Genomic DNA, 22,945 nt, shown 5'->3' on the forward strand with positions numbered 1-22,945 from the left:
GCAATGGCCGAAATTGGGCGCAAGCGGACGGCTGATTTCTACAAACCTTTCGGCAAGCCCTAGGTTACGCCGGAAGTAACATCTGCAGGCTCTCGTCTGAGACAATTGGTATCAGGTCTACGTAGGCCCGGTGCCGCGCCAAGCGCCGCCCGATCGGAACTTCGAATACGGCGGGCATTGAGATAACCGCTGCTATCAATGCTCCAGTGCCGTAGAGGTAGCGCATCAGCGGGGACGCACGTCGCTCGCACTCAAGCTTCGATATTGCGTGTCGCGTGTCATCATTACCAGCTTGCAAGTAACCCCACCGCTCCAGCTTGGCCGCGCCTCCTTCAGGGATCGATCGCAAGATCGCTTCGATGTCGTTTGCAGGTTGCCATCGATCCAGCTGCGCAGTGTCGAAAAACACCAGAGCTTCTGTAATCTGCTCGGGCAACCACGCGACACCGTCCATAAACTCGATTTTCTCGGACCAATCGATTGGTTCAAAGTCCTCGTCACCGTCAGCAAACACGATAGCCATGTAACCAGCTTAGCACATTGCTCCAGCAAGCCAAACTTGCTCATCAGCTTAGATTATGCTAAGCTTTCAGTAGCTTAGCAACAACGTGAGTGAGTTATGACCCAGCCCGCGAAGGTGCTGGCCGCTGGTGACGTGCGCCGCTTGTATGCGGCAGCTCGGCGCGGGCGGCATGGCACAAGAAACTTTCTAATCGTCAGCCTAAGTTACCGCGCTGGCCTTAGGGCGCAAGAGGTGGCCGGTCTGCAGTGGGGCATGGTTCTACAGGCGAACGGACGCGTTGGCACGTTGCTTAACGTGGCTGGCACGATCGCCAAAAACGGACGCGGCCGTCACATCCCCACCCATCCGGACCTTCGCGCTGCGCTGGATGCTGTCCATCGTGAGCAAGGCCGCCCGCGACAGGGTCCCGTGATACGGTCGCAGCGAGGCACACACATGACCCCTCGCAGCGTCGTCAACTGGTTTGCCGCTTTGTACGCGAAGCTGGGAATGGACGGGTGTTCGTCGCACTCGGGCAGACGCACTTTCATTACCAGCGCAGCCAAGATGGTTAGCAAAGCAGGGGGCTCGTTGCGCGATGTGCAGGAGCTCGCAGGGCACAGAGCGCTGACGACGACCGAACGATACATCGAAGGCGATAGGGACGCGCAGCGCAAGCTCGTGCGGATGATGTGATTACGCTCCCCAGGTTCCGGCTGCTTGAAGCCGGCCTGCGCGCCCGAGGCTATGACACACAGATAGATTGGTCAGAAACAATCCTGCCGCCACTCAGCGCCGATCTGTTTGCGGAAGAAGCCATCTACGTAATCTGCAACTCGGGCATGGCTAACCGTGTCGCGCTGTCGATCTACAACCGCTGCCTAGCGGTTTTAAAAGAGGGCGGCGCTGCTAAGGACGTATTCGGACATCCTGGGAAGGCCGCTGCCATCGATCGCATATGGCTTGAGCGCGAGGAGCTGTTCGCGGACTACGCAGCCGCAGAAGACAAGGTGGAACAGCTCCGGTCCTTGCCATTCATTGGGTCCATCACCGCGTTGCATTTAGCCAAAAACTTCGGCGTCGATACGGCCAAACCCGACGTGCACCTGGAACGGCTCGCGAGGCGCGAGAATACTACGACCGAAGAATTGTGCGCCAGGCTCGCCGCAGAGAGCGGCTATCGCGTAGCGACCATCGATACGATCCTGTGGCGCGCTTGCGCGGATCGGATTCTCAACTCTCAAGTCTACGAGCTCGAAGGATGGGACGCGGCTTTCAAGCCAATACCCTGAGCAACTTAATCTGCTGTCAGCGCTGCTGACGGCTGATCACTAGCGCACTCGCGCTCCGCGGCGGCGTTACCGTCACCTTCAACATCACTGACGAAAGGACACGGCCATGACAGGCAGTGAACGGGCCGCTTGCGCCCGCGATAACGCGCGCGCGCAACAGATCGCGCAACTGAACGACAAGCTGCGCAAAACCGGATCCGGCGGCGCCATCATGGTGACTCGAGGAGTACGGGCCCTGCCCGACTTTAACCCTGTGCGTCTCATGGCGGCTCTGGCCGCGTTCGATGGCTTTGACGAAGACAACGATCCGCATGGTGAGCACGATTTTGGTGACGTCGAGTTCGATGGTGCTGGGCTGCTGTGGAAGGTCGACTACTATGACGAGGACTTGCGTTACGCGTCGTCCGATCCTGCTGACGCAGCCGTGACCAAACGGGTCCTGACAGTGATGCTGCCGGAAGAGTGGTGACAGCTTGGAATGTTCGGGCGCTGCCAGCTGTGCGGCGCCCAACTTCCAGCCAGGTCTCTTTTCTAGAATATCCAAACACTGGGCTTAGCTGCGCAGCTGCGCGGCAAGCCGCTGTGGAGCTCCTCGCATGGATACGATAACAATCCTGACAACGCGGCGCTTACGGCTGCGCACATGGCGCGAAAGCGACAGCGCTGCTTATCATGAGCACTGTAACACCCCTGAGGTCATGAAGTACCTGGGTGGCAAAATGCCGTTACGTCACGTGCGTCGCGAAGTGCGCTGGTACATGCACGACCACGACAAACACGGACACACGTTTTGGGCGCTGGAGCGCAAGCGCGACAAAGCGCTGCTGGGCTTCTGCGGCATCATTCGAGTGCCGGAACTCGATAGCCCAATGCTGGGGCTGCTCGAGATTGGCTGGCGCGTCAGGCGGGACATGTGGCGTCGTGGCTATGCGCATGAAGCGGCCTCGGCCGTGATTAACTGGGCCGAATGGGAGCTTCCAGCCGAAACGCTGTATGCGCGCATCCACCAGGACAATGTGGCAAGCCAAGCGCTGGCGCGTAAACTGGCAATGCGCCGCGCGAGGGTCATGGAAGCAAAGCAGGCCCGGCTCGACGCTGAATTGTGGATCTTCCGCCGGAGCCTGTGACACGTGCCGAGAGGTATGCGTAGAACAAATAGTGAACAATCATCAGTTTCGTCACATTTTTGTCGGGTGCCGCTATGTCGAACATCTGCTTCGCGCCCAAGAGTCGTCGTTAGGGGCTCATTGTCATTGTCCCGATAGCTGCCGCGTCTGGTCGCACGGACATAGCTCGCATACACTGAAGGCGACTTCAACGAGCAGGACGTTTTGCTCGGGATGGCTCCAGCGATCGGTTGTGGTCAGAGAGTGTCGATCAAATCGTGTCGCCGATCCGCTGCAAAATGTTGTCGCCAGGTTGGCAAATTAGCGATGCGGAGGCCTGCTTAGCGGCCCTCAAATAATGGCTTAGCTGTTGCCGGCCGGGCCCAGGCCGAGCAGAGCCGCACGATCGCAGTACAGTGATTGATCCAGGCGATACTGCGATTACCCGCACTTTGTGCGTGATGCCCATTACTTCCTCGGAATGTCACCGAGGGCGTTCCTCAAGCTGGATATGCGCTGTTTAAGCAGTCGCAATTGCGTGTTGAAGTGCTCGAACCCCCGTGCAGGCACTTGGCAGGGATAAGCAGTCCGGGCGAAAAAGGCACTATCGTCGACGCTCGAGACTACTTGCGAAGATCCACCGAGAGCGATTTCTAAAGTTCTATAATGCGGCCATTAGGTCTGCAGATTATTGGAGTCCTGTGATGTGGCAGGCGATCTCCGGAAAATTGTTGAATGGCTTCATAGCGAAAGTGGCTTGGCAATTGCGGAGTAGCTCGGCTTTCCAGAGGTGGAGAAGGCATCGCGTTTGCTGTGTCTTGATCATTGAATAGCCACTCGACAAAGGAGAGAGAAATGACCGAGCCCGCCGCGCACGACGACGACGAATGGGTGTGCCGCCCCGCCTCCGCAGCGCAAGGCACCAACTGCACCGCCGAGCAATACGCGGCCATGTACGACCGCAGCATCGAGGATAGCGCCGGCTTCTGGCTGGAGCAGGCGCAGCGGCTCGAGTGGATCAAAGCACCGACCGTCGCGGGCGACTGGAGCTACGATCCGGTCAGCATCAAGTGGTTCGCGGACGGCCAGCTCAACATCTGCCACAACGCGGTCGACCGCCACGTCGCCGCCGGCAACGGTGACCACCTGGCCCTGATCTTCGAACCCGACGACCCCGCCGGCGAGGTCCGCCGCATCACTTACGCCGAGCTCCAGGCCGAAGTGATCCGCATGGCCAACACGCTCAAAAAGTTGGGCGTGGCCAGGGGCGACCGCGTCACGATCTACATGCCGATGGTGCCTGAAGGCGCCTTTGCCATGCTCGCCTGCGCGCGGATCGGCGCGGTACATTCGGTGATCTTCGGCGGCTTCAGCCCGGAGGCGATCGCCGGCAGGATCGAGGACTGCGCCAGCGACTGGATCGTGTGCGCCGACGAAGGCCTGCGCGGCGGCAAGACGGTGCCGCTCAAGGCCAATGTCGATGCGGCGCTCAAGAAGGTGCCGGTCAAGGCGGTGCTGGTGATCCGCCACACCGGCGGCGCGATCGCGATGACCGAGAGCCGCGACCACTGGTATCACGAACTGTCGCACGGAGTGCCCGCCGACTGCCCGTGCGAGCCGATGAACGCGGAGGACCCGCTGTTCATCCTCTACACCTCGGGCTCCACCGGCAAGCCCAAGGGGCTGCTCCACACCACCGGCGGCTACGCCGTGTGGACGGAGACGACCTTCCGCTACGCCTTAGATTACCGCGCCGGGGAGGTGTTCTGGTGCACCGCCGACATCGGCTGGGTCACGGGGCACAGCTACGTCGTTTATGGTCCGCTGCAGAACGGCGCGACCGCGCTGATGTTCGAAGGCGTGCCCAACTGGCCCGACCACGACCGCTTCTGGGCTACCGTCGCCAAGCACCAAGTTGCCATCTTCTACACCGCCCCCACCGCGATCCGCGCGCTGATGCGCGAAGGTGCAGGGCACGTGGAGAAGCACGACCTCTCCTCGCTGCGCCTGCTCGGCAGCGTCGGCGAGCCGATTAACCCGGAGGCGTGGCGCTGGTACTCCGACACGGTGGGCAGAGGGGCGCTGCCGGTGATTGACACGTGGTGGCAGACCGAAACCGGCGGGGTGATGATCACCACCCTTCCCGGCGCGCACGACATGAAGCCGGGCAGCGCGGGCCGGCCGTTCTTCGGCGTGTGCCCGCAACTGGTCGATGCCGAGGGCGAGGTGCTGGAGGGCGCCGCCAGCGGCAACTTGTGCCTGGTGCGCTCATGGCCGGGCCAGGCGCGCACGATCTACGGCGATCACCAGCGCTTCTCCGACACCTACTTCGTCACCTACCGCGGAAAGTACTTCACCGGCGACGGCTGCCGCCGCGACGCCGATGGGTACTACTGGATCACCGGCCGGGTGGACGACGTGATCAACGTCTCCGGCCACCGGATGGGCACCGCCGAAGTCGAAAGCGCGCTGGTGCTGCACGATCGCGTCGCCGAGGCGGCGGTCGTCGGATTCCCGCACGACATCAAGGGCCAGGGCATCTACTGCTATGTCACCCTAAACGCTGGCGAGGAGCCGCATGAGGCGCTCACCGCCGAACTGCGCCAGCAAGTTCGCACGGAAATCGGTCCTATCGCCACGCCCGATCACCTGCACTTCACCCCGGCGCTGCCAAAGACCCGATCCGGCAAGATCATGCGCCGCATCCTCCGCAAGATTGCCGAGAACGAGGTGGGCGCGCTCGGCGATACCTCGACGCTGGCGGATCCAGGCGTGGTCGATACGCTGATCGAAGGGCGCCTGAACCGCTAGGCGAGAAGAGCACTCCCAGGCGCCTGCCAATTGATCATGTTGATGTTCATAACGACACTGTAACTCACGGCGCGGAACGGTAGCCGCCTCTTTCAACCGGAACGAAGCTGATGCCCTTCTGTGAGCGCACGGCGGACTCCGCTGCGATCACTCGACTGCTTCGGTTGCCGGATCATTAAGCGCAACTTCAACATCGGCATCGATAACATTGGTGTGTGGGTCGAACATGGCCTTCGCCAGCGCAAGCAGACGGCGCTAATTAGTCTCACCGCTCAAGGCAATTCTCTGACGTATCGCGGACCTTCCAGTAGAGGGGCGTCACTGGCAATTCGGAAGAACGATGGCTGAAAGTGAGCTTGAATTTATTTCCATCGCCCTATTAAGAGCGAGCGCTAAAGCATGGCTTCCGCTCACGGCTGAGGGTTGAGCGGTATTCCGAAATCTCATGGGATCGATCAGTAAACATCCATACAGGCGGAGCAGCGTCTCTCGTCATGAGGCTTCGCTCGCCCGGTAATCCTGTTCGATCGTCTTTCGCGCCGACCACAATGCCGCACTGCCAGCGAGAAGAGCAAGAGGACAAACCACTAGTAGAGCGTACGTCAAACCATCTCCTTCGCCCACTGTACCTGCAAAAATGTCACTCAAGATCCCGACCGTTAATGGGCCAAAGCCGAGGGCGACCAAATTAACGACTAACAATGTGACCGCAGAGGCAGTGGCCCGCAGCTTGATAGGTGCGATTGACTGTATCGAACCATACACCGGACCAAAAATAAACGAGCCCGTTAGCGAAGCTGCCATCATTGCGAGAAACACTCCCGACAGGCTCGGCAGAAACAGCACCAGCAAGTAACAAGGCACTACAGCAAGGACACTAAGCGATGCAATCTCGGCATATGCCGCTTTGCTACTTCGGCCGAGTTTATCAGCCAGCTTCCCTCCACTGATAGTTCCAATGATGCCGGCAGCGCCAATCATCAGGCCAGAGATAAGGCCCAGTGTGCCAGATGGCCCGAGGTCCAGGCCGGCCGTGTCGCGTATAGCGACGCTCCAGCGATCGAGTTCCTCGGCGTGGTTACGGAAGATGAAGGATGCGCCGAACGCTCCTGCCGAATATCCGTACAAAGAGAAGAGCGTCATTCCTGCCACAAGACGAGGGTATGACCGAACATTCCATAACGATCGAACCGCCGAAAGTAATGACACCCGAGTGGCGTTATCTGGCCGAACTTTCCACCCACGATTTGCCCTTGGTTCTGGAAGAAAGATCCAGGCGATCACCGCCATGAGGAGACCCGGTGCGCCAGCGATTATAAACGCTCCACGCCACCCTACCCAATAAAGGGCCACCCCCCCGAGAATTGTTCCAATCATTGAGCCAATCGGGATGCCCAGGGAGTAGATGCCGATCGCGGACGCCCGCTTTTCGGGGGGATAGTATTCTGCAATGAGCGAGTGTGACGGTGGCGTTGAACCTGCTTCCCCGATGCCCACACCCACTCGCATAAGGAAAAGGTCGGTCGCATTGCGGGCGAAGCCACAGGCGACGGTGAAGGCGCTCCATGTGAATACTGCGATAGAAATAATACGAACGCGATGCTGCTTCTCGGCCAAGCGCGCAATGGGCACCCCCAGACCGGCGTACAAAAGCGCGAACGATAAACCGGTCACTAGACCAAGCTGCGCATCAGTCAGTCCAAGATCGCGTTTTATACCTTCTGCCAGAATATTAACAATCTGACGATCAACGTAACTAAGCACGTAAATCACCGTCAAAATCAACAATGGCATGCGATTTGGCGTGGACTCTTTATCAGACATACAAGTGCTTCGCCCCATGAGCCAGACGGTTGTAGTTGCAAGTGGCCATATGTCAGATCACTTCCGTTTAGCGCTCACGCACTCGCTGGGAGAGACTTATAGGCACAGGGTACCCGGAGATGTCAGTTCACCTGCATCTGGCTTTTCGTTATTGCCTGTTGCAAGTTGCTTTCGAGAAGTTTGCATGGGTTATCTCGCACGGTGCGTGTGCTGTCAGACCGGGCGAAATCGCGAAGTCACGCGCCAGCAAGGCTCCTAGGCCGATCATTTCCAGCGCCTTATTGTACCTCTATCCCGCGATCATCATCGACCGGCGAGTGAGGGCCTTACAAGTCCACGAAATTGCTCTTCGCCGTTTCAGAATTGAAACGCGGTGCTGGATGTACCGAACCGAAGTTCCCTCGCAGCCGGAGTGCAGCCTAGTTCAAAGCGAGTCCACCTCGCGTCGGTCGGCCATCAACGCTGCGCCCTGCTGGCCCGGTTGTTCTGCCGTTGTCGGGCAATTATCTCTTGAAGGAATTCGAGAAACACCTTCAACTTCGGCGCTATGGCTGCTCGTCCGATGTAAAGCGCGTACAAGGCGGGGGGGTTATGAAGTTCGTAATCCGGAAGCACGCGCACGAGTTCACCTGACCTGAGCTCGTCGGTGATACGGGCCGCCGCAATCGGAGCGATTGCGATGCCACGCTTAACTAAATCAAGCATTAGCATATGGTCAGTTGAGGCAAAACGTTGCCATATCGGTAAGGCGAACCGCTCGGTTTCGCGCTTAAGTTCGAGCACCGGAACATGAGCGGGTAGGCGGCCCGGCTCGATTGAAGCACGATCGAGATAAAAGTTGCCTAAAAATGAGTGCCCCGCAAGGTCGTCCGACGAAGTGGGGAGACCCCGTCGCTTAACATAACCTCGGCTTGCAACGAGGAGAGTTCTGATATCGGCGAGTTTGAGGCACGTAAGCCGAGAATCTGACAGCCAACCAGCGTGCAAGACCACGTCGAGGCTGTTCGGCTGGGGGAGCAGCCGTTCGCCCACACGCACGCGAAGATCGATATCCGGATACCGCTCCAAAAACTCGTGCAGAGTATCAGCAAGCATGTCTCGGCCAACGTCGCCAGGGAACCCGATCCTCAGGGTGCCGGCCGGATGACCCCGATGCGCCGCGAGCTCCGCCTGAGCCTCGTTCATTTCATCCAGAATTCGTAAACAGCGCGCGTGGAAGGTAACGCCCGCTTCGGTAAGCCTAATGCGGCGGCCTGTGCGGTCCACGAGGGCAACCTTGTAGGCTGCTTCGAGTCGGACGACCGCCCTGCTTACGTTGGCTTTTGGAACGCTCAGTGAGCGCGCAGCTCCGGAGATCGATCCTAGTTCCCCCACCTTCGCGAACATCGCGAACGCATCCACTTCCTGCATTCCACTCTCCAGTGGGCGTTCCGCATTTGAAACGTCGTTGTCCGGTTTGGCGAGCTAGTCGAACTTCACTGGCAATTGCAAACCCGCATAGTACGTCGGAGCCGCGTGCGCCTTTCTACCGCAGCTGCGCTACGCAATTTGGCGGCCCAAAAAATTTTGCCCCGCGGATGTGCACGGGCAATGTGTCCGCGCGCTGCGTTGATCACTTGCCTGCGCTGCTCCAGAAAGGACGTAATAATGATGAAGTGGCTGAAAGTCGCCGGAGCCGTAGGCTCGCCGCTGCTTGCGGCAACTGCCTTTCATCTGGCAAGGCGGGGCGAAGGAAGTTTGAGGATGCGGCTCGCAGCCTCGGTGATCCGGAGCAGGGGAAAGCCACTCGCCCGGCTCGACGAATTTCGCGCTGCGGTCGAACGTCGAAAGCCACCTTCGCCAGCTCCTCTGCCTAAGAAGCTTGCGGGTCGATTTACAGTTCGCGACCAGCGAATAAGTACCTCGCGGGTGGTGACGCTCACTCCTAAGTCCTCGCCAATCCGATGCACTATTATCTATCTGCATGGTGGTGCGTACGTGAACGATCTGGTGAAACCGCATTGGGATATCATCGCGGCGCTCTCAAGTGCCGCAGGGGCCACCATGGTAGTTCCGATCTATCCGCTTGCCCCTGAGCGCACGAATGAAGATGCATTTGCGCTGCTCGAGGCAGTTTATCGCCAAGTGCTGGATGTGACTTCCGCAAGTAACATTGTACTCGCGGGTGACTCTGCCGGGGGCGGGCTCGCCCTCGCGCTGGCAGTCGAGCTTCGAGATAAGGCGCTGCCTCTTCCGGCTCGCTTGGTTCTGTTCGCGCCTTGGCTCGATCTGACGCTGGCAGACCCTGCCGCACGAGAAGTCGAATCGTCTGACGTTATGCTGACTGTCGATGCTTTGCGACTGTGCGGGAAATGGTGGGCTGGAATGGCCGATGCTCGCGCACCACGGTTCAGTCCACTCTACGGTGACCTAAAGGGGTTACCCCCGATCGATATCTACCAAGGATCCCAGGACTTGCTGGTCGCTGACGCGCGCAGTTTTGTCACGAAAGCTCAAGCGGCAGGCAACCAGATCTCTTATCGGGAATATCCGGGTGGGTTTCACGTGTTCATGGCTGCGACATTCGTGCCTGAAGCAAAAGACGTGTTTAGGCGCGTAGGACTTACCCTAAGCGGGATCGACGAGGGTGATCACTTGCCTAAATGAGAGTTTGAACCGGTCCTTCGTAAGGCGTAGCAAACAAGTCCTGTCTCCGCATTCTTCCAAATTACTAGACCCAGGCCCGCTTGATTTCTTATTCGAAGGACCTTCTCGGTCGTTCCAAAGCTGGAACAGCGGACACTAAATTTGCATACTTGCCAGCGTTTCATGCTGAGTTGAGGATAGCGTGAAGCTCGCCTTTTGGCGGCTAGGTTCTGACCGCTTTGCGACCGCGGAAATCGCGGGACGATTGCGGCAGCATGGGAGTGGGTTATGATGTGGTACTTGCATGCAGGGCTGCTGGTTCTTGCGTCCCTTACCGGCGTGAGCGCCGCAGGGGCGGAGAAGTGGGTTGCTACATGGCAAGCACCGCCTGCCCCGCCAATGCCCTTGCCGCCGGCAGCCGAATCGCGCCCTACGACGCCTGTTTTCGACGACAAAACCATCATCCAGGTCGTCAGGGTCACCGGCGAGGGCGCCCGGGTTCGACTTCGTTTTAGCAACGAATACGGCGTCACCCCGCTCACCTTGGGCTCTGTTAAAGTCCAGCGCATCTCCCGGCAGCGGTCGAAAGAAGAATTCGGTGCCCAAAATGTGACGTTTTCTCATCGCAACACCGTTACGATTCCGGCCGGGGCCCCAGTTTTGTCGGATCCGGTCGACCTAGAAGTCAAGCAACTCGATGATCTCAAGATTTCGATTTTTGTTGATGGTAAAGCGCCCGCATGCAGCTGCCATGCCGTTGCAGCCGCCACGACAATTGTCTCTCCGACAGGCGATTACACCAACCGCAGTTTTCAGCCGCTACAGCTTCCGTACTCGACATTTCGCGCGTTTCTGACTGGCGTAGAGGTAGAAGCAGCTCCGAAGTCTCGAGTCATCCTCGCGTTCGGGGACTCCATAACCGACGGGTATCTGTCCTCGGCGGACACGAACCGCCGCTATCCGGACCGTTTAGCAGACAGATTGATAGCGCGGAGCGGCAGTCGGTCACCAAATGTGATAAACGCAGGGATCAGTGGCAACCGGCTTCTGGCGGACGGTCGGATCGCGACTATGGGTCAGTCAGCTCTTGGCCGTTTCGATCGAGACGTGCTCTCGGTTCCTGGCGTCAGCCACGTGATTGTACTCGAAGGCATCAATGACATCGGCGTTGGAGGCGCAGTTCCACCAACAACAGCCGATCTGATTGGCGCGTACCGTCAGCTAATCGCACGTGCGAGGTCCCAAGGGATCAAGGTGATCGGCGGCACACTTCTGCCTTACGAAGGCGCCGCTTATTTTCATGAGAACGGTGAAGTGGTGCGCCAGGCCCTCAACGCTTGGATCCGGCAGAGCGGAGAGTTCGACGGTGTGATCGATTTCGATGCTGCGCTGCGCGATCCGACGAACCCGCGCCGGATGCGTGTCGAATTTCAAGCCGGCGATTGGTTGCACCCGAACGACGCGGGGTACCGCGCGATGGCAGACGCAATAGATTTGCGTATCCTCGACAAGTAACGTTTTCGGCAGTTTGACAGCCGAGGCTGTAGCAAAGTTCTTTCGTCAACAGCGACAGGACACAGCTCCCACGGGAGGCGAATTCACCGCACGTATGCGGAAGTCGAGCTTGGCAGCATCGCTGGATTTCTCGTTGCGACAACGGCGATGTCGCATGGCCTTTAAGCGGCTTTAGATACGGGTGCCCGTTCTTGAGGGCCAGCGCAGCATCAATCATCCGCGCTGAGAAAGCTCAGCGTTCGCGTATCATAAGTGAAACATAGAAGCCCGCTTTTGACCACTATGCAATCCTCTCATGCTCTGGGATTTCACGTCCGAGAAAAGGCGGAAAACCGCTTAGGATGTCTGGCATCGCTACCTTCGCGGGCGATGCCCATGGGAGGGTATATCTATGTTCGTGACTCGTTCTTTAAGTGGCGTTTCGCTGGCCGCGGTGGCAACCGCGTTGTCCCTGGCTTCCCCTGCGCAGGCTCAGACCTCGGCGTCGAGCGGCAGTGCATCGCAAACACCGCAGACTGCCGAGTCTTCGCCTGCAGAAGCGGCGGCCACGGGCGAGATCGTGGTAACCGCGACGCGGCGGAACGAGTCAATCCAAGATGTCCCCGTCAGCATCACCGCTCTGTCGGAGAAAGAGCTCGAAGAGAGACACATTACGGATATTAAATCTCTCGCCCTCTCTTCTCCTGGAGTTATCGCGACGGGTGAAGGCAGCTTCAATAAGCCGACCATCCGTGCAATTCAAACATCACAAACGACGAGTTCGTCCGGCACCCAGCGGCCAGTTGCGGTGTTTTTGGACGATCTGCCTCTTACCTCCTCGTCTGCTATTATTCAGGACGTCGCTCCTTACGACCTGAACCGGATTGAAGTTCTCCGCGGTCCTCAGGGAACGCTCTTCGGATCTGGATCTTTGGCTGGGTTGATCCGGTATATCACCAACAAACCAAATCCGGATGAGTTTGATGCCTCGGCCGATCTCGACCTGGGTTCTACGGCGGGAGGATCGCACCGTGCCAGTGTCGGCGCCATGCTCAACGTTCCACTAGTACAAGACCAACTTGCTCTGCGAGTGTCGGGGTTCCTGCGCGACGATGATGGTTATGTTGACAACATAGGTACTGGCGTAAAGAACGCTAACACTACTAAAGACAAAGTGTTGCGAGCTAGTGTCCTCTGGGCCCCCGATTCCAGGTTCACTGGTTCGTTCACATTCAATTACGCTTCAAACCGTGTAGGCGACTCGCCTCTGTACGATCCCGTGTTCGGAGTGAATGTTTATAGCAGCCCTAGGCCGTGGATCACGAAGGTCGATCTTTATCACGGCAACTTGACGCTAGACTACGATATGGGTTGGGCCACCCTCACATCTGCGACTACGTATGCGTCCTCGCCCCAGAAAATGATCGACTTGAACATTTTCGGCGCTGTTCCAACCATTCCTCTCTTCTTCGGCCTAGATTCAAAGATACTGACGAAGCAGCAGGAGCTCCGGCTCGCATCAAATTCCAATGGCCGTTTGGAGTGGGTAACTGGGCTTTACTACCTTGAGCAAACCGCGAAGTCGGCCGTTCAGTTGTATGTACCGACTGAATTTGTCACTGCCCGGAACATCACCGGGGCGCCGACGAATATCAATAATGGCTCGACGATATCGAACACTTTGACGCGCACCACGAGCACGGAAGCTGCCGTTTTTGGTGAGGCAAGTTACCGAGTGACTGAAGCGCTAAAAATCATCGCTGGTGGCCGTCTGACCAATAGCAAGTATGAAAATCGTGCCCTTCCGTCTCTGAGCCTGCCGCGATTTTATGTCGGAGCGTTCACGGGCGGAAATATCGACATATCAGCTCCGCTGACCACACAGGCAGACTTTACGACGGGCAACGAACTGAATTTCACCCCAAAGTTAGGTGTTCAATGGCAGCCCAATAACGACCTGAACATCTACGCGGTGGCGTCCAAAGGATTTCGGCGGCCCAAAGCAAACGGCAACTCCGCGCTCGTTAACGGCGGACGAAGCGTGATCGACCCCAACGATCCGGTTGTCATTCCGATTGGCGCCGATGGGGACAGTCTCTGGAATTATGAGGTCGGCACTAAGGCGACAATGCTGGGTGGGCGACTGACGGCGAATTTGGCTGCGTACTACATCACTTGGGACGACATTCAGATCCAGCTTATCCGGCCGTCCGACCAAGCCACTTTTGACGGTAATGCTGGCGATGCAGAAGCGTTCGGCTTCGAAGCTGAGGTTGTTCTGCGTCCAGCGGTCGGCTTGGAGATCGGTGCTAACCTCACGCTGCAAGAGGGTAAAATTGTCACTATCGATGCTGTTGATGCAAAGATCTCTGGGGCGACGGAGGGGTCGCGCCTTTCCTCCCCGAAGTTCAAGGGGGGCGCGCATGTACGCTACGGTTGGTCCGTCAACGAAAACGACTTTTATGGTCGCGTCGACTTTTATCGCGCTGGCTCCTTCCCCAACACGTTTCCCAATGCGCCCGGTACAGGAAAGCCCGACCCGGGCTATAGCATCGTCCCGGCGTCCTCTGAAATCAATGCAAGTATGGGATGGAGTCGCGGCCGCCTGGGCGCGGTGTTGTACGCGGACAACTTGACCAATAGTGACAGTATAATTTTCGTCAATCCACCACGGGCGGCGTCGGCCCGCGTGGGAACGCGTCGCCCCAGAACTATCGGTATCAGGTTGAGCTGGGATTACCAATAAAGCTAAGGCGGTGGGTAAAAACAATGGTAACTACTACTGTTGATTTTGCTCGCCGCCGATTATCTGGTTGAGGGTTATGGCTCGTACTCACTAGGTTTCGTCCGCATCGGATGAGTAGTCCACCCAGCGATTGGCCACAAAAGCAGCATCCCATCACTCCCGAGAGTGCCTGTGTTAGGTCCTCCTCACATGATGGGTGGCGGCGGAATGACGGGGTTTCTGATGTAGTGCGGTCGAGATTTTTCAGGCGGTCGATTCATAGCTTGGTTCAGGAAGGACGGTAACAATGGCGTACAATACTCCTTTGGACCGCACTACTTCGTCTTCTACGCTCGCCGAAAATCCGAAGTTTCAGATGCTCACGCGAGAACGGGCTCGTCTTGGGTGGACCTTATCGATAGCAATTCTAATTATCTTTTTTGGGTTCATTTTGCTTGTCGCATTCGCCCCCGCCTTCCTTGCTAAGCCCGTGGCTGCCGGATGGACGATGACCATTGGAATTCCCATGGGGATAGGCGTGATCCTCTCTGGAATCGCGCTTACTGCTCTTTATGTTCGGCGCGCAAACGGGAGATTTGACCAGCTGACCAATGAATTGCGTCGGGAGGCAGGTCAATGAATGGATCGCACAGGAACGTCGCAGCCGCCCTGGTTCTGACGGCTTTGCTTTGGCCGGCGGTTGCCTTAGCCGACGCCCTCGCTTCTCCGAACCAGCCCCAAGAGACAAACTGGTCAGCGATAGCGGTGTTTGCAGCCTTCGTACTGCTTACACTCGGGATAACACGGTGGGCGGCTGGCCGCACTAAAACCACGTCTGACTTTTATGCAGCCGGCGGGGGGATCACGGGTTTTCAGAACGGACTTGCGATCGCCGGCGACTACATGTCGGCTGCTTCATTCCTCGGCATCTCAGCGCAGATTTTCGCCGATGGCTATGACGGACTGATCTACTCCACAGGGTTTCTTGTAGGTTGGCCCATAATTCTCTTCTTGCTGGCAGAGCGGTTCCGTAACCTAGGCCGTTATACGTTTGCGGATGTAGCCTCATTTCGTTTCGGTCAGACACCGGTGCGGATGTTCGCCGCCTTTAGTACGCTAACGGTCGTATTGTTTTACCTAATCGCGCAAATGGTTGGCGCCGGACAGCTTATCAAACTGTTGTTCGGCCTACCCTACGAAGCAGCGGTGGTGATCGTCGGAATCCTGATGACACTCTATGTCATTTTTGGAGGAATGATTGCGACGACTTGGGTCCAAATCGTAAAAGCAGTTCTCCTACTGGGCTGTGCCAGCGTCATGGCGTTCGTCGTACTTGCGGGTTTTAATTTTTCGCTAGATGCGCTGTTTGCGCGCGCAGTCGAAGTCAAAACAGGGCTCGCGGCCCAGGGCGGCGCTTCGCCAACAGAAGCGGCAGTCGAAGGTGTCTCAATCATGGGGCCGGGCAATTTCATCAGAGATCCCGTCTCGGCGATCTCATTCGGTATGGCGCTGATGTTCGGTACCGCCGGGCTGCCACACATCCTCATGCGCTTCATAACCGTTCCTAATGCCAAAGAGGCCCGAAAGTCGGTGCTTTGGGCAACCGGATGGATCGGCTATTTTTACCTTCTCACCTTCGTGATTGGCTTCGGGGCGATTGTCCTTGTCGCTACTGACCCTAGCTACCTGGATCCGCAAGGAGCGTTGCGCGGCGGCGGTAACATGGCGGCAGTTCATCTTGCGACCGCGCTCGGGGGCGACCTCTTTTTAGGGTTTGTATCGGCTGTAGCGTTCGCAACAATCCTCGCAGTGGTTGCTGGCCTTACTCTATCTGGCGCGTCAGCTATCAGTCATGATATATACGCCTCGGTCATATGTAAGGGCGCAGCGACTTCACGCGATGAACTTCGCGTTTCACGTTGGACCGTTCTAGTGCTTGCCCTTGCAGCGATCTTACTAGGCATACTCTTCGAAGAACAGAATGTTGCATTTATGGTCAGCCTCGCCTTCGCGCTCGCTGCTTCAGGTAACTTTCCCGTTCTTCTGATGTCGATGCTTTGGAAAGATTGCACGACCCGCGGGGCGGTCTCCGGTGGGTTAGTTGGACTAATAACGGCTTTAGCGTTGACGATTCTGTCGCCGGCAGTTTGGGTGACGGTCCTAGGTAATCCCGTAGCGCCGTTCCCGTACTCATCGCCGGCAATCTTCTCGATGCCATTGGCCTTCGTGACCATCTGGCTTGTATCCATTTTCGACCGCAGCAAGCGCGCCGCCAAGGACAGAGAAGGCTTCCTGGAGCAGTACGTGCGAGCTGAAACTGGCATCGGCGCCACCGCGGCGGGCGACCATTAGTTGTTCCGCATGCGGTGGAACCACTTTACAGGCGAAGCTCCAACCGGGCCGGTGGTGCGGCCCACTAATAGTTGGTCGGGCATAACCGGACCGGGCTGTTGTTGGCTTTTGGAACATCGGGACGCCATCGCCAAAGTGACGTAGGACGTGTGAGCGAACACTTTGATGAGTTCCTCCTCAAGCTCGCGCCCTCCCGGGCAAGCAGGACGTCGACGACTGAAGGTCGCATAAGGTGCCAAGGGGAGCCACACCGAAGCTGAACAGCGCCGGCATAGAGACGCTACCCGTCACTTGCATCCTTATCGGCCGTCGCCAAGCGCACATTAGATGGTGCGTGGCTGTCTAAGAAAAGGTGATGCGCAAGCTTTGGCCTAAGATCGAGGAGCGGGCTTCAGCCGCCCGGTACCGGCGCCTTCAGGGCCCAGGCCTTTTTGCTTACCTCCATTAGCGTCATCAACACTCAGGAGAGGCTAACAAGAACAATGCAGGGAGTTCGCACGTGAAGTTCGCCTAGCTATGACGAAGGCATAGCCCCTGGGGCGATAGCCTACGACGCGCGGATTTCCAGCAATGCACCTCCGTCGACGCTGCTTAAAAAAACTTTGCCGCCGCTCTCAACGACCCCAGTTGCACCAAAAAAGTCTGTGCGGCTGGTCTGAAGATCGGCCAAGACCCGGCCGTTGGTGTCGAACGCCATTACCCAAGTAGTTCCGCTAGTTTGGGTCAAAGGTAGCTGCAATCGTTTCCAAGCTAGTTTCCGTACAGGACCCGGAACTTTGCTCAAGTTATCTAGGCTTTTCTGACGCGCATTGGGCATCGCGGCCCAGAAGCGACCATTCTTCACCGATGATAAATTATCCGCAAATCCGGGCAAGTTGTCAGCGATGACCTCCAACTCACCTTGGCGTGTTCCTTGAAGCCAAAGTTTTGACAAACGATAGCCGTCCGTCTCGGCGAAGATCAGCGCCTCTTCGTACTCAGTAAGCGTAACCCCATTTGCGAAGTGCAGGCCTTCAAGCACGATCTCTACCCGGCCGTCCGGGTCACGGCGAAACAATCGGCCAGACGGGCGGTGCTCAAGCATCGCCCCTATGTAGTGTTCGAAGTCAAAGCGATTTGTCGATTCAGTGAACCAGTATGTGCCGTCCTTGGAAGCGGTCACATTCGAGCAGAAGCGAAGTGGAATTCCCTCGACTGAGTGGACGAGCGTTTCGATTTCTGCAGTAGCCGGATCAAGCCGGAGAAGACCGCGCTGCGCGTCGCAAATAAGGACGCGTCCATCTTCCAATACCTCGAGCCCCAGAGGCCGGCCGCCTGTTCGGCCGAGTGTCTCCTCTTGGCCCGATGCAAGTTCAAGACGGATGATTCTTCCGTCGGCGAGGCCGCAAAGAAGGCGACCTTTCGCATCCGCGACCACATCCTCTGCACCGTGGCCGCTAAGCGGAATAAGACGTGCCGGCGGAAAAGGGGTGAGGGATTCCTCCTGCGACGCCCGCTCCGGCGCGGAAGGTAGAGTTCGGCATGCTGGATCAAGTGTCGGCTTCGGCACAGGCGCGACCTGAGGGATGGTGACCCTGCCATCTTTGACAAAGATATGAGTTTCTTCGACCGGGTAGGCGTGAACGGCTGAACAGTATTCTGCGGTAGCGTCCGACAACGATTTTAGAGCAGCCTCTTCGAAAAACGCAGTCCTTGCTGCCTCGTCCGCGAAGCCAAGGACGATCGAGGCGTGGAATGCCTCGGCAGGCGGGTTGTCATGGGCTACTCCCGGGGTGTCCCAACTACCTTCGCTCCACCGCGTGAACACTTGCGTGTTCAGCTCGTGAAGCGACACGAATCGCGCAAGAGCCGGACCCATCCATCTGTGAATAAACTTAGCAAACTTCGCAGGTTCCACGTGGGGCCGGCGCCGCAACAGGACTACGCTGCGAGACCCCACAGCGCCTCGGCTTGCCAGATCGTACCAACGGCCTCCGCCCGGACCGCAAGAGTACAGAACGGTTCGGGCGAACGCATTGCGTTCGTCCTCAAAAATGAGCGGTATTAGCTTATTGGGCTTAAGCATCGCCGCGACGGACTTGATGACAACTTCAGGCATGCCGTCGATCCGGCGGGCTTCAGGAATCTCAGTTTCGAAACCCTCGACACGGGGCCATAACCCTTCGCCAAGTTCCGCGAAGTGATGCTGGCGGTAGTCACGGAAAGAGGCTTGGCGAGCGACGAGTTGCGCGTGCGGACCCCGCCAATGTGCCCTGACTTGCTCGCGAGGCAGGTCAGACCGGAACCACAACAAGACTGAGGCTCCTAGAGTCTTACGGACCGCTATGGTTCCGGAAGCCATAGTCAGTAGACCTCGAACAGGCCAGCCGCGCCCATGCCGCCGCCGACGCACATGGTGACGACGACGTACTTCTCGCCCCGGCGCTTGCCTTCGCGGATCGCGTGGCCGACGCAGCGCGCGCCGGTCATGCCATAGGGGTGGCCGATCGAGATCGAGCCGCCGTTGACGTTGAGCTTGTCGTTCGGGATGCCGAGCACGTCCTGGCAGTACAAGACCTGCACCGCGAACGCCTCGTTCAGTTCCCACACGCCGATGTCGTCCACCGACAGGCCGAAGCGGCCAAGCAGCTTGGGAATGGCGAACACGGGGCCGATACCCATCTCGTCAGGCTCCGTGCCCGCGACCGCCATGCCGACATAGCGCGCCATCGGGGTCAGCCCGCGCGCCGCGGCAACCCCGGCTTCCATCACGATCACGGCAGCCGAACCGTCCGACAGCTGGCTGGCGTTGCCGGCGGTGATGGTGCCGCCCTCGATCACCGTCTTGAGGCCCTGCAGCCCCTCCAGCGTGGTCTCGGGACGGTTGCCTTCGTCCTTCTTCAAGGTGATCTCGCGGTCGGAGACTTCGCCGGTCGCCTTGTCCTGCACCTTCATGGTGGTGGTCACTTCGACGATCTCATCGTCAAAGATGCCGGCGGCCTGGGCGGCGGCGGTGCGCTGCTGGCTCTGCAAACCATAAGCGTCCTGCCGGTCGCGGCCGATGCCATATCGCGCGGCCACCGTTTCGGCGGTTTGCAGCATCGGCATGTAGATCGACTTGTGCATCGCCATCAGCGACGGGTCGGGCTGCACCCGCATGTCCTTGGTCTGCACGAGGCTGATCGAATCCTGTCCGCCGGCGGCGACGATGTCCATCCGGTCGACGATCACCTGCTTGGCGGCGGTGGCGATGCTCATCAGGCCGCTGGAGCACTGGCGGTCCATGGTCATGCCCGACACGGTCACCGGGCACCCGGCGCGTAGCGCGACCTGGCGAGCGAGGTTGCCGCCCTGCGTGCCCTGCTGGAGCGCGGCGCCCCACAACACGTCGTCGATCTCGGCCGGGTCGATGCCGGCGCGCTCGATGGCAGGCTTCAGCGACAAGGCGCCGAGCGTCGGCCCGAGAGTGTTGTTGAACGCGCCCTTGTAGGCACGCCCGATGGGGGTGCGGGCGGTGGAGACGATAACGGCGTCACGCATACTTCTGTCCCTTAGGCTTGAGCGGATTGCGATGCGGAGGTCAGCTCGCGCGTGATCTGAGCGGCGCCTGATTCTGGCACAATTTCGTCGGCACGATCACCTATTGCCTCCCAATTGGCGACAACCCCTTCGGCCGCGTCTTCTCCGCTACCAACAAAGGCACCTTGCGTAAGTGTTACGTACGCACGCTCAAAGTGACCTGCACCTGCGCATAAAATGGCGCGCGTCGGTGCGTCATCTTCTACGAGCTTAAGGAGGCCCGGGCTGACGCGCTCAGGCACCAAAAGCGCCTTCATCGGCTCTGGTAGAAGTCCGTCGGTCATCGCTGTAGCAGCAGTTGGCGCGAGGCAATTCACGCGGATGTTGTTCTTAGCACCTTCAATAGCGAGCGTCTGCATAAGCCCAACCAAGGCCATCTTCGCTGCCCCGTAATTAGCCTGGCCAAAGTTACCGAAAAGCCCCGAGGATGAGGTAGTCATCACCACGCGGCCATAATTCTGTGCCTTCATGATGTTCCAAACCGCTTTGGTGCAGATGACGGCGCCAATAAGGTGCACGTCAACGACTGCGCGGAAGTCTTCGATGGTCATCTTCGCGAAGGATGCATCGCGCAAAATGCCGGCATTATTTACTAGGATGTCCACGGTCCCCCACCGCGACATCGCTGCCTCCACCACTGCCGCGACTTGCGCCTCATCCGTCACCGAGCCCTGCGCCGCGATAGCCGCGCCACCTGCAGCGGCGATCTCGGAGGCGACCTGCTCAGCGCCAGTGCCAAGATCGTTTACGATCACCTTTGCTCCGTACCGGGCCAGCAGCAGTGCATGCGCGCGACCTAGTCCGCCGCCGGCTCCCGTTACGATCGCAACCCGCCCATTCAAATCGGTCATAATGTTCCTCGTGTTTCTTGGTGTGCGGATGACGCTTCATAGCGATCACGCAGATCCCGCTTCAGGACCTTGCCAATGGCGCTGCGCGGTAGCTCCTCGATGGGTGTTAGACCCGAAAGCCGCTGCGTCTTACCTACGCGTGCATTGAACCATGTAAGTAGTTCCGTGGCCTCGACCCCGCCATCTGCCGGGACGAAATATGCGAAGGGAGTTTCCCCCCAAGTTTGGGAGGGGACCCCCACCACCGCTGCATCTGCCACTCGCGGGTGCTCGAGCAATACCGCCTCTAAATCGGCTGGGTAGATGTTGAAGCCACCTGAAATGATCAGGTCCTTAGAACGCCCCAACAGCGTCAGAAAACCGTCCTCGTCGAAGCGGCCGAGATCGCCATGCCGAATGAAAATATTGCCATCGCTATCGCGCCAGGTTGCGGCTTCCGTGGCTTCCTTGCGGCCGTGATAGCCGCTCATCATGAACGATGATCTACCTACAACTTCACCGATCATCCCTCGAGCTACCTCCTGACCGTGCTCATCGATAAGGCGGATGTCGTTATTGGGAGCTGGTTGGCCGACCGTATGAAGCTTCTCAGGGAAGTGGTTCGCGTAAAGAAGGCATGTGCCTCCACCCTCGGTCATGCCATATATCTCGAGCAACTCGCCGGGCCAGCGTGCGACTACATCGGACTTTAGCTCTGCGGGGAAAGGAGCGCTTGTACACGTTTTCAAACGGAAAGCGGACAAGTCGAAGCGATCGAAGTCAGATATCGCCATTATTCTCTGGTACTGAACTGGAACCAGCATCGCATGGGTCGCACGCTCCCGCTCGGCCACTTCCAGGAAGCGTTGAGCGTCAAACTTCCCGAGAAGTATCGCCGTGCCCCCGAAAGCGATTGTGGGGATCAGCGTCGTAAGCGTGGTGTTCGAGTAAAGTGGAGTCGCCACCATGGTGACTGCGTCTTCGAAGCCTGCATTCGCCCACGAGATCGTTTGGGTCCACCTTGTGCCGTGGGTGTGCACAATGCCTTTGGGCGTACCGGTCGTTCCCGATGAATAAATGATGTTGAACGGGTCACCGGCTTCGATCACCACCGGCATCGGACGGATCGTGTCGGGGACAAGCCACTGTTCCAAGTTTTCTAGGAGAATAACGTCCGCGGTTACTGAGGGCAGCACTGCAGCCGCTTCGGCGTCCACAAACACAACGCGCGCGGTGCTGTCGCTGATCATAGCCGCAATTTGCGCTGGTGTCGCCGACGGCGCCATCGGCGCCGGTACGCAGCCGGCCCGCAAAATACCAAAAAATAGAGCAGCGCTCGAAACGGTTGTTCCAGCGATCATTGCAACTGCACTGCCTTTCACGACGCCATCGCGTTGCAGTGCAGCAGCGAGTCGATCCATAAACAGGTTGAGCTCTGCGTAGGTCAACGAGTCGTCGCTGGTTACAAGCGCGCGCCTGTCGCCGCGTTCTTCAGCATGCGCAGAAATTAGCGCTGCAACGGTCCCAAACCTGCGACCGAGCAGCTCCTTGGAGCCGATCATTTATGTAATATACCTTTCCCGATCCTCGTCCGAGCGGATCATGCACGCTCCATTCTTGTTGAATAGCCAATTGAAGTGAGACCGAAAGTTCCTGAATTGGAACGCTGTCACCAACATTGGCTTTAGGCGGCACCACGCCTTGCTGGGCTTCCTCGACCCCACTTTTCGAGCTCGGAGCGGTCGCTAACGTGCTCAAGACGACGGGCGTTTCAGCTATCTTGTCGGAGGTAAAACGAGTTCGCCACGATATCCAAGCCGGCATGT

At 58.2% G+C, this 22,945-nt stretch carries 17 protein-coding genes; 10 read left to right on the forward strand and 7 right to left on the reverse strand.

The window, feature by feature from the left end:
* Positions 1-64: 64 nt before the first annotated feature.
* Entirely contained in the window at positions 65-523 is a 459-nt protein-coding gene (locus E0504_RS01995; RefSeq protein ID WP_131621380.1) for a hypothetical protein, read from the reverse strand.
* A gap of 96 nt (positions 524-619) precedes the next feature.
* Between E0504_RS01995 and E0504_RS02000 the strand changes: the two genes are divergently transcribed.
* The 5 genes from E0504_RS02000 to acs all read left to right on the forward strand — a co-directional run bounded on the left by E0504_RS02000 (position 620) and on the right by acs (position 5,711).
* Positions 620-1,198, forward strand: coding sequence for a site-specific integrase (locus tag E0504_RS02000; protein ID WP_131621382.1), 579 nt, complete (start codon positions 620-622; stop codon positions 1,196-1,198).
* Positions 1,195-1,794, forward strand: coding sequence for a hypothetical protein (locus E0504_RS02005; RefSeq protein ID WP_131621384.1), 600 nt, complete (start codon positions 1,195-1,197; stop codon positions 1,792-1,794). The genes E0504_RS02000 and E0504_RS02005 overlap by 4 nt, the downstream gene beginning before the upstream one ends.
* A 106-nt stretch (positions 1,795-1,900) precedes the next feature.
* Positions 1,901-2,263, forward strand: a complete 363-nt coding sequence (locus tag E0504_RS02010; RefSeq protein WP_131621386.1) for a DUF3768 domain-containing protein — start codon at positions 1,901-1,903, stop codon at positions 2,261-2,263.
* 127 nt (positions 2,264-2,390) lie between these two features.
* Positions 2,391-2,921 (forward strand): GNAT family N-acetyltransferase, encoded by a 531-nt coding sequence (locus E0504_RS02015; protein ID WP_131621388.1) that lies wholly within the window; start codon positions 2,391-2,393, stop codon positions 2,919-2,921.
* An 834-nt stretch (positions 2,922-3,755) separates the two neighbouring features.
* Entirely contained in the window at positions 3,756-5,711 is a 1,956-nt protein-coding gene (gene acs / locus E0504_RS02020) for an acetate--CoA ligase (RefSeq protein ID WP_131621390.1), read from the forward strand.
* A 492-nt stretch (positions 5,712-6,203) separates the two neighbouring features.
* Here the strand turns inward: acs and E0504_RS02025 are convergent, their stop codons facing one another.
* Positions 6,204-7,535, reverse strand: coding sequence for an MFS transporter (locus tag E0504_RS02025; protein ID WP_165938380.1), 1,332 nt, complete (start codon positions 7,533-7,535; stop codon positions 6,204-6,206).
* 456 nt (positions 7,536-7,991) lie between these two features.
* Positions 7,992-8,945 (reverse strand): LysR family transcriptional regulator, encoded by a 954-nt coding sequence (locus E0504_RS02030; protein WP_131621394.1) that lies wholly within the window; start codon positions 8,943-8,945, stop codon positions 7,992-7,994.
* Between the two features lie 237 nt (positions 8,946-9,182).
* Between E0504_RS02030 and E0504_RS02035 the strand changes: the two genes are divergently transcribed.
* From E0504_RS02035 to E0504_RS02055, 5 genes are all read left to right on the forward strand, one after another.
* Positions 9,183-10,181, forward strand: a complete 999-nt coding sequence (locus E0504_RS02035; RefSeq protein WP_165938381.1) for an alpha/beta hydrolase fold domain-containing protein — start codon at positions 9,183-9,185, stop codon at positions 10,179-10,181.
* A gap of 267 nt (positions 10,182-10,448) precedes the next feature.
* Positions 10,449-11,675 carry an SGNH/GDSL hydrolase family protein gene (locus E0504_RS02040; protein ID WP_131621398.1) on the forward strand — a complete coding sequence of 409 codons (1,227 nt, stop codon included), beginning with the start codon at positions 10,449-10,451 and terminating at the stop codon, positions 11,673-11,675.
* Between the two features lie 391 nt (positions 11,676-12,066).
* Complete coding sequence (locus E0504_RS02045) at positions 12,067-14,400, forward strand: TonB-dependent receptor (protein WP_131621400.1); 2,334 nt, start codon at positions 12,067-12,069, stop codon at positions 14,398-14,400.
* A gap of 286 nt (positions 14,401-14,686) precedes the next feature.
* Positions 14,687-15,019, forward strand: a complete 333-nt coding sequence (locus E0504_RS02050; protein ID WP_131621402.1) for a DUF485 domain-containing protein — start codon at positions 14,687-14,689, stop codon at positions 15,017-15,019.
* Positions 15,016-16,731: a cation acetate symporter gene (locus tag E0504_RS02055; RefSeq protein WP_131621404.1), complete on the forward strand. Its 1,716-nt coding sequence runs from the start codon at positions 15,016-15,018 to the stop codon at positions 16,729-16,731. The genes E0504_RS02050 and E0504_RS02055 overlap by 4 nt, the downstream gene beginning before the upstream one ends.
* Before the next feature lie 547 nt (positions 16,732-17,278).
* On the opposite strand, the gene E0504_RS02060 is transcribed toward E0504_RS02055, so the two are convergent.
* The 4 genes from E0504_RS02060 to E0504_RS02075 form a co-directional block, all read right to left on the reverse strand.
* Complete coding sequence (locus tag E0504_RS02060; RefSeq protein WP_207912087.1) at positions 17,279-18,829, reverse strand: SMP-30/gluconolactonase/LRE family protein; 1,551 nt, start codon at positions 18,827-18,829, stop codon at positions 17,279-17,281.
* 245 nt (positions 18,830-19,074) lie between these two features.
* Positions 19,075-20,250: an acetyl-CoA C-acyltransferase gene (locus E0504_RS02065; RefSeq protein WP_131621406.1), complete on the reverse strand. Its 1,176-nt coding sequence runs from the start codon at positions 20,248-20,250 to the stop codon at positions 19,075-19,077.
* Positions 20,251-20,261: 11 nt separating this feature from the next.
* A complete protein-coding gene (locus tag E0504_RS02070; RefSeq protein ID WP_131621408.1) occupies positions 20,262-21,140 on the reverse strand; it encodes an SDR family NAD(P)-dependent oxidoreductase in 879 nt (292 codons plus the stop codon).
* Positions 21,137-22,681 carry a class I adenylate-forming enzyme family protein gene (locus E0504_RS02075; RefSeq protein ID WP_131621410.1) on the reverse strand — a complete coding sequence of 515 codons (1,545 nt, stop codon included), beginning with the start codon at positions 22,679-22,681 and terminating at the stop codon, positions 21,137-21,139. The genes E0504_RS02070 and E0504_RS02075 overlap by 4 nt, the downstream gene beginning before the upstream one ends.
* Positions 22,682-22,945: the final 264 nt, after the last annotated feature.

This window comes from Parafrankia sp. BMG5.11 (assembly GCF_004337455.1).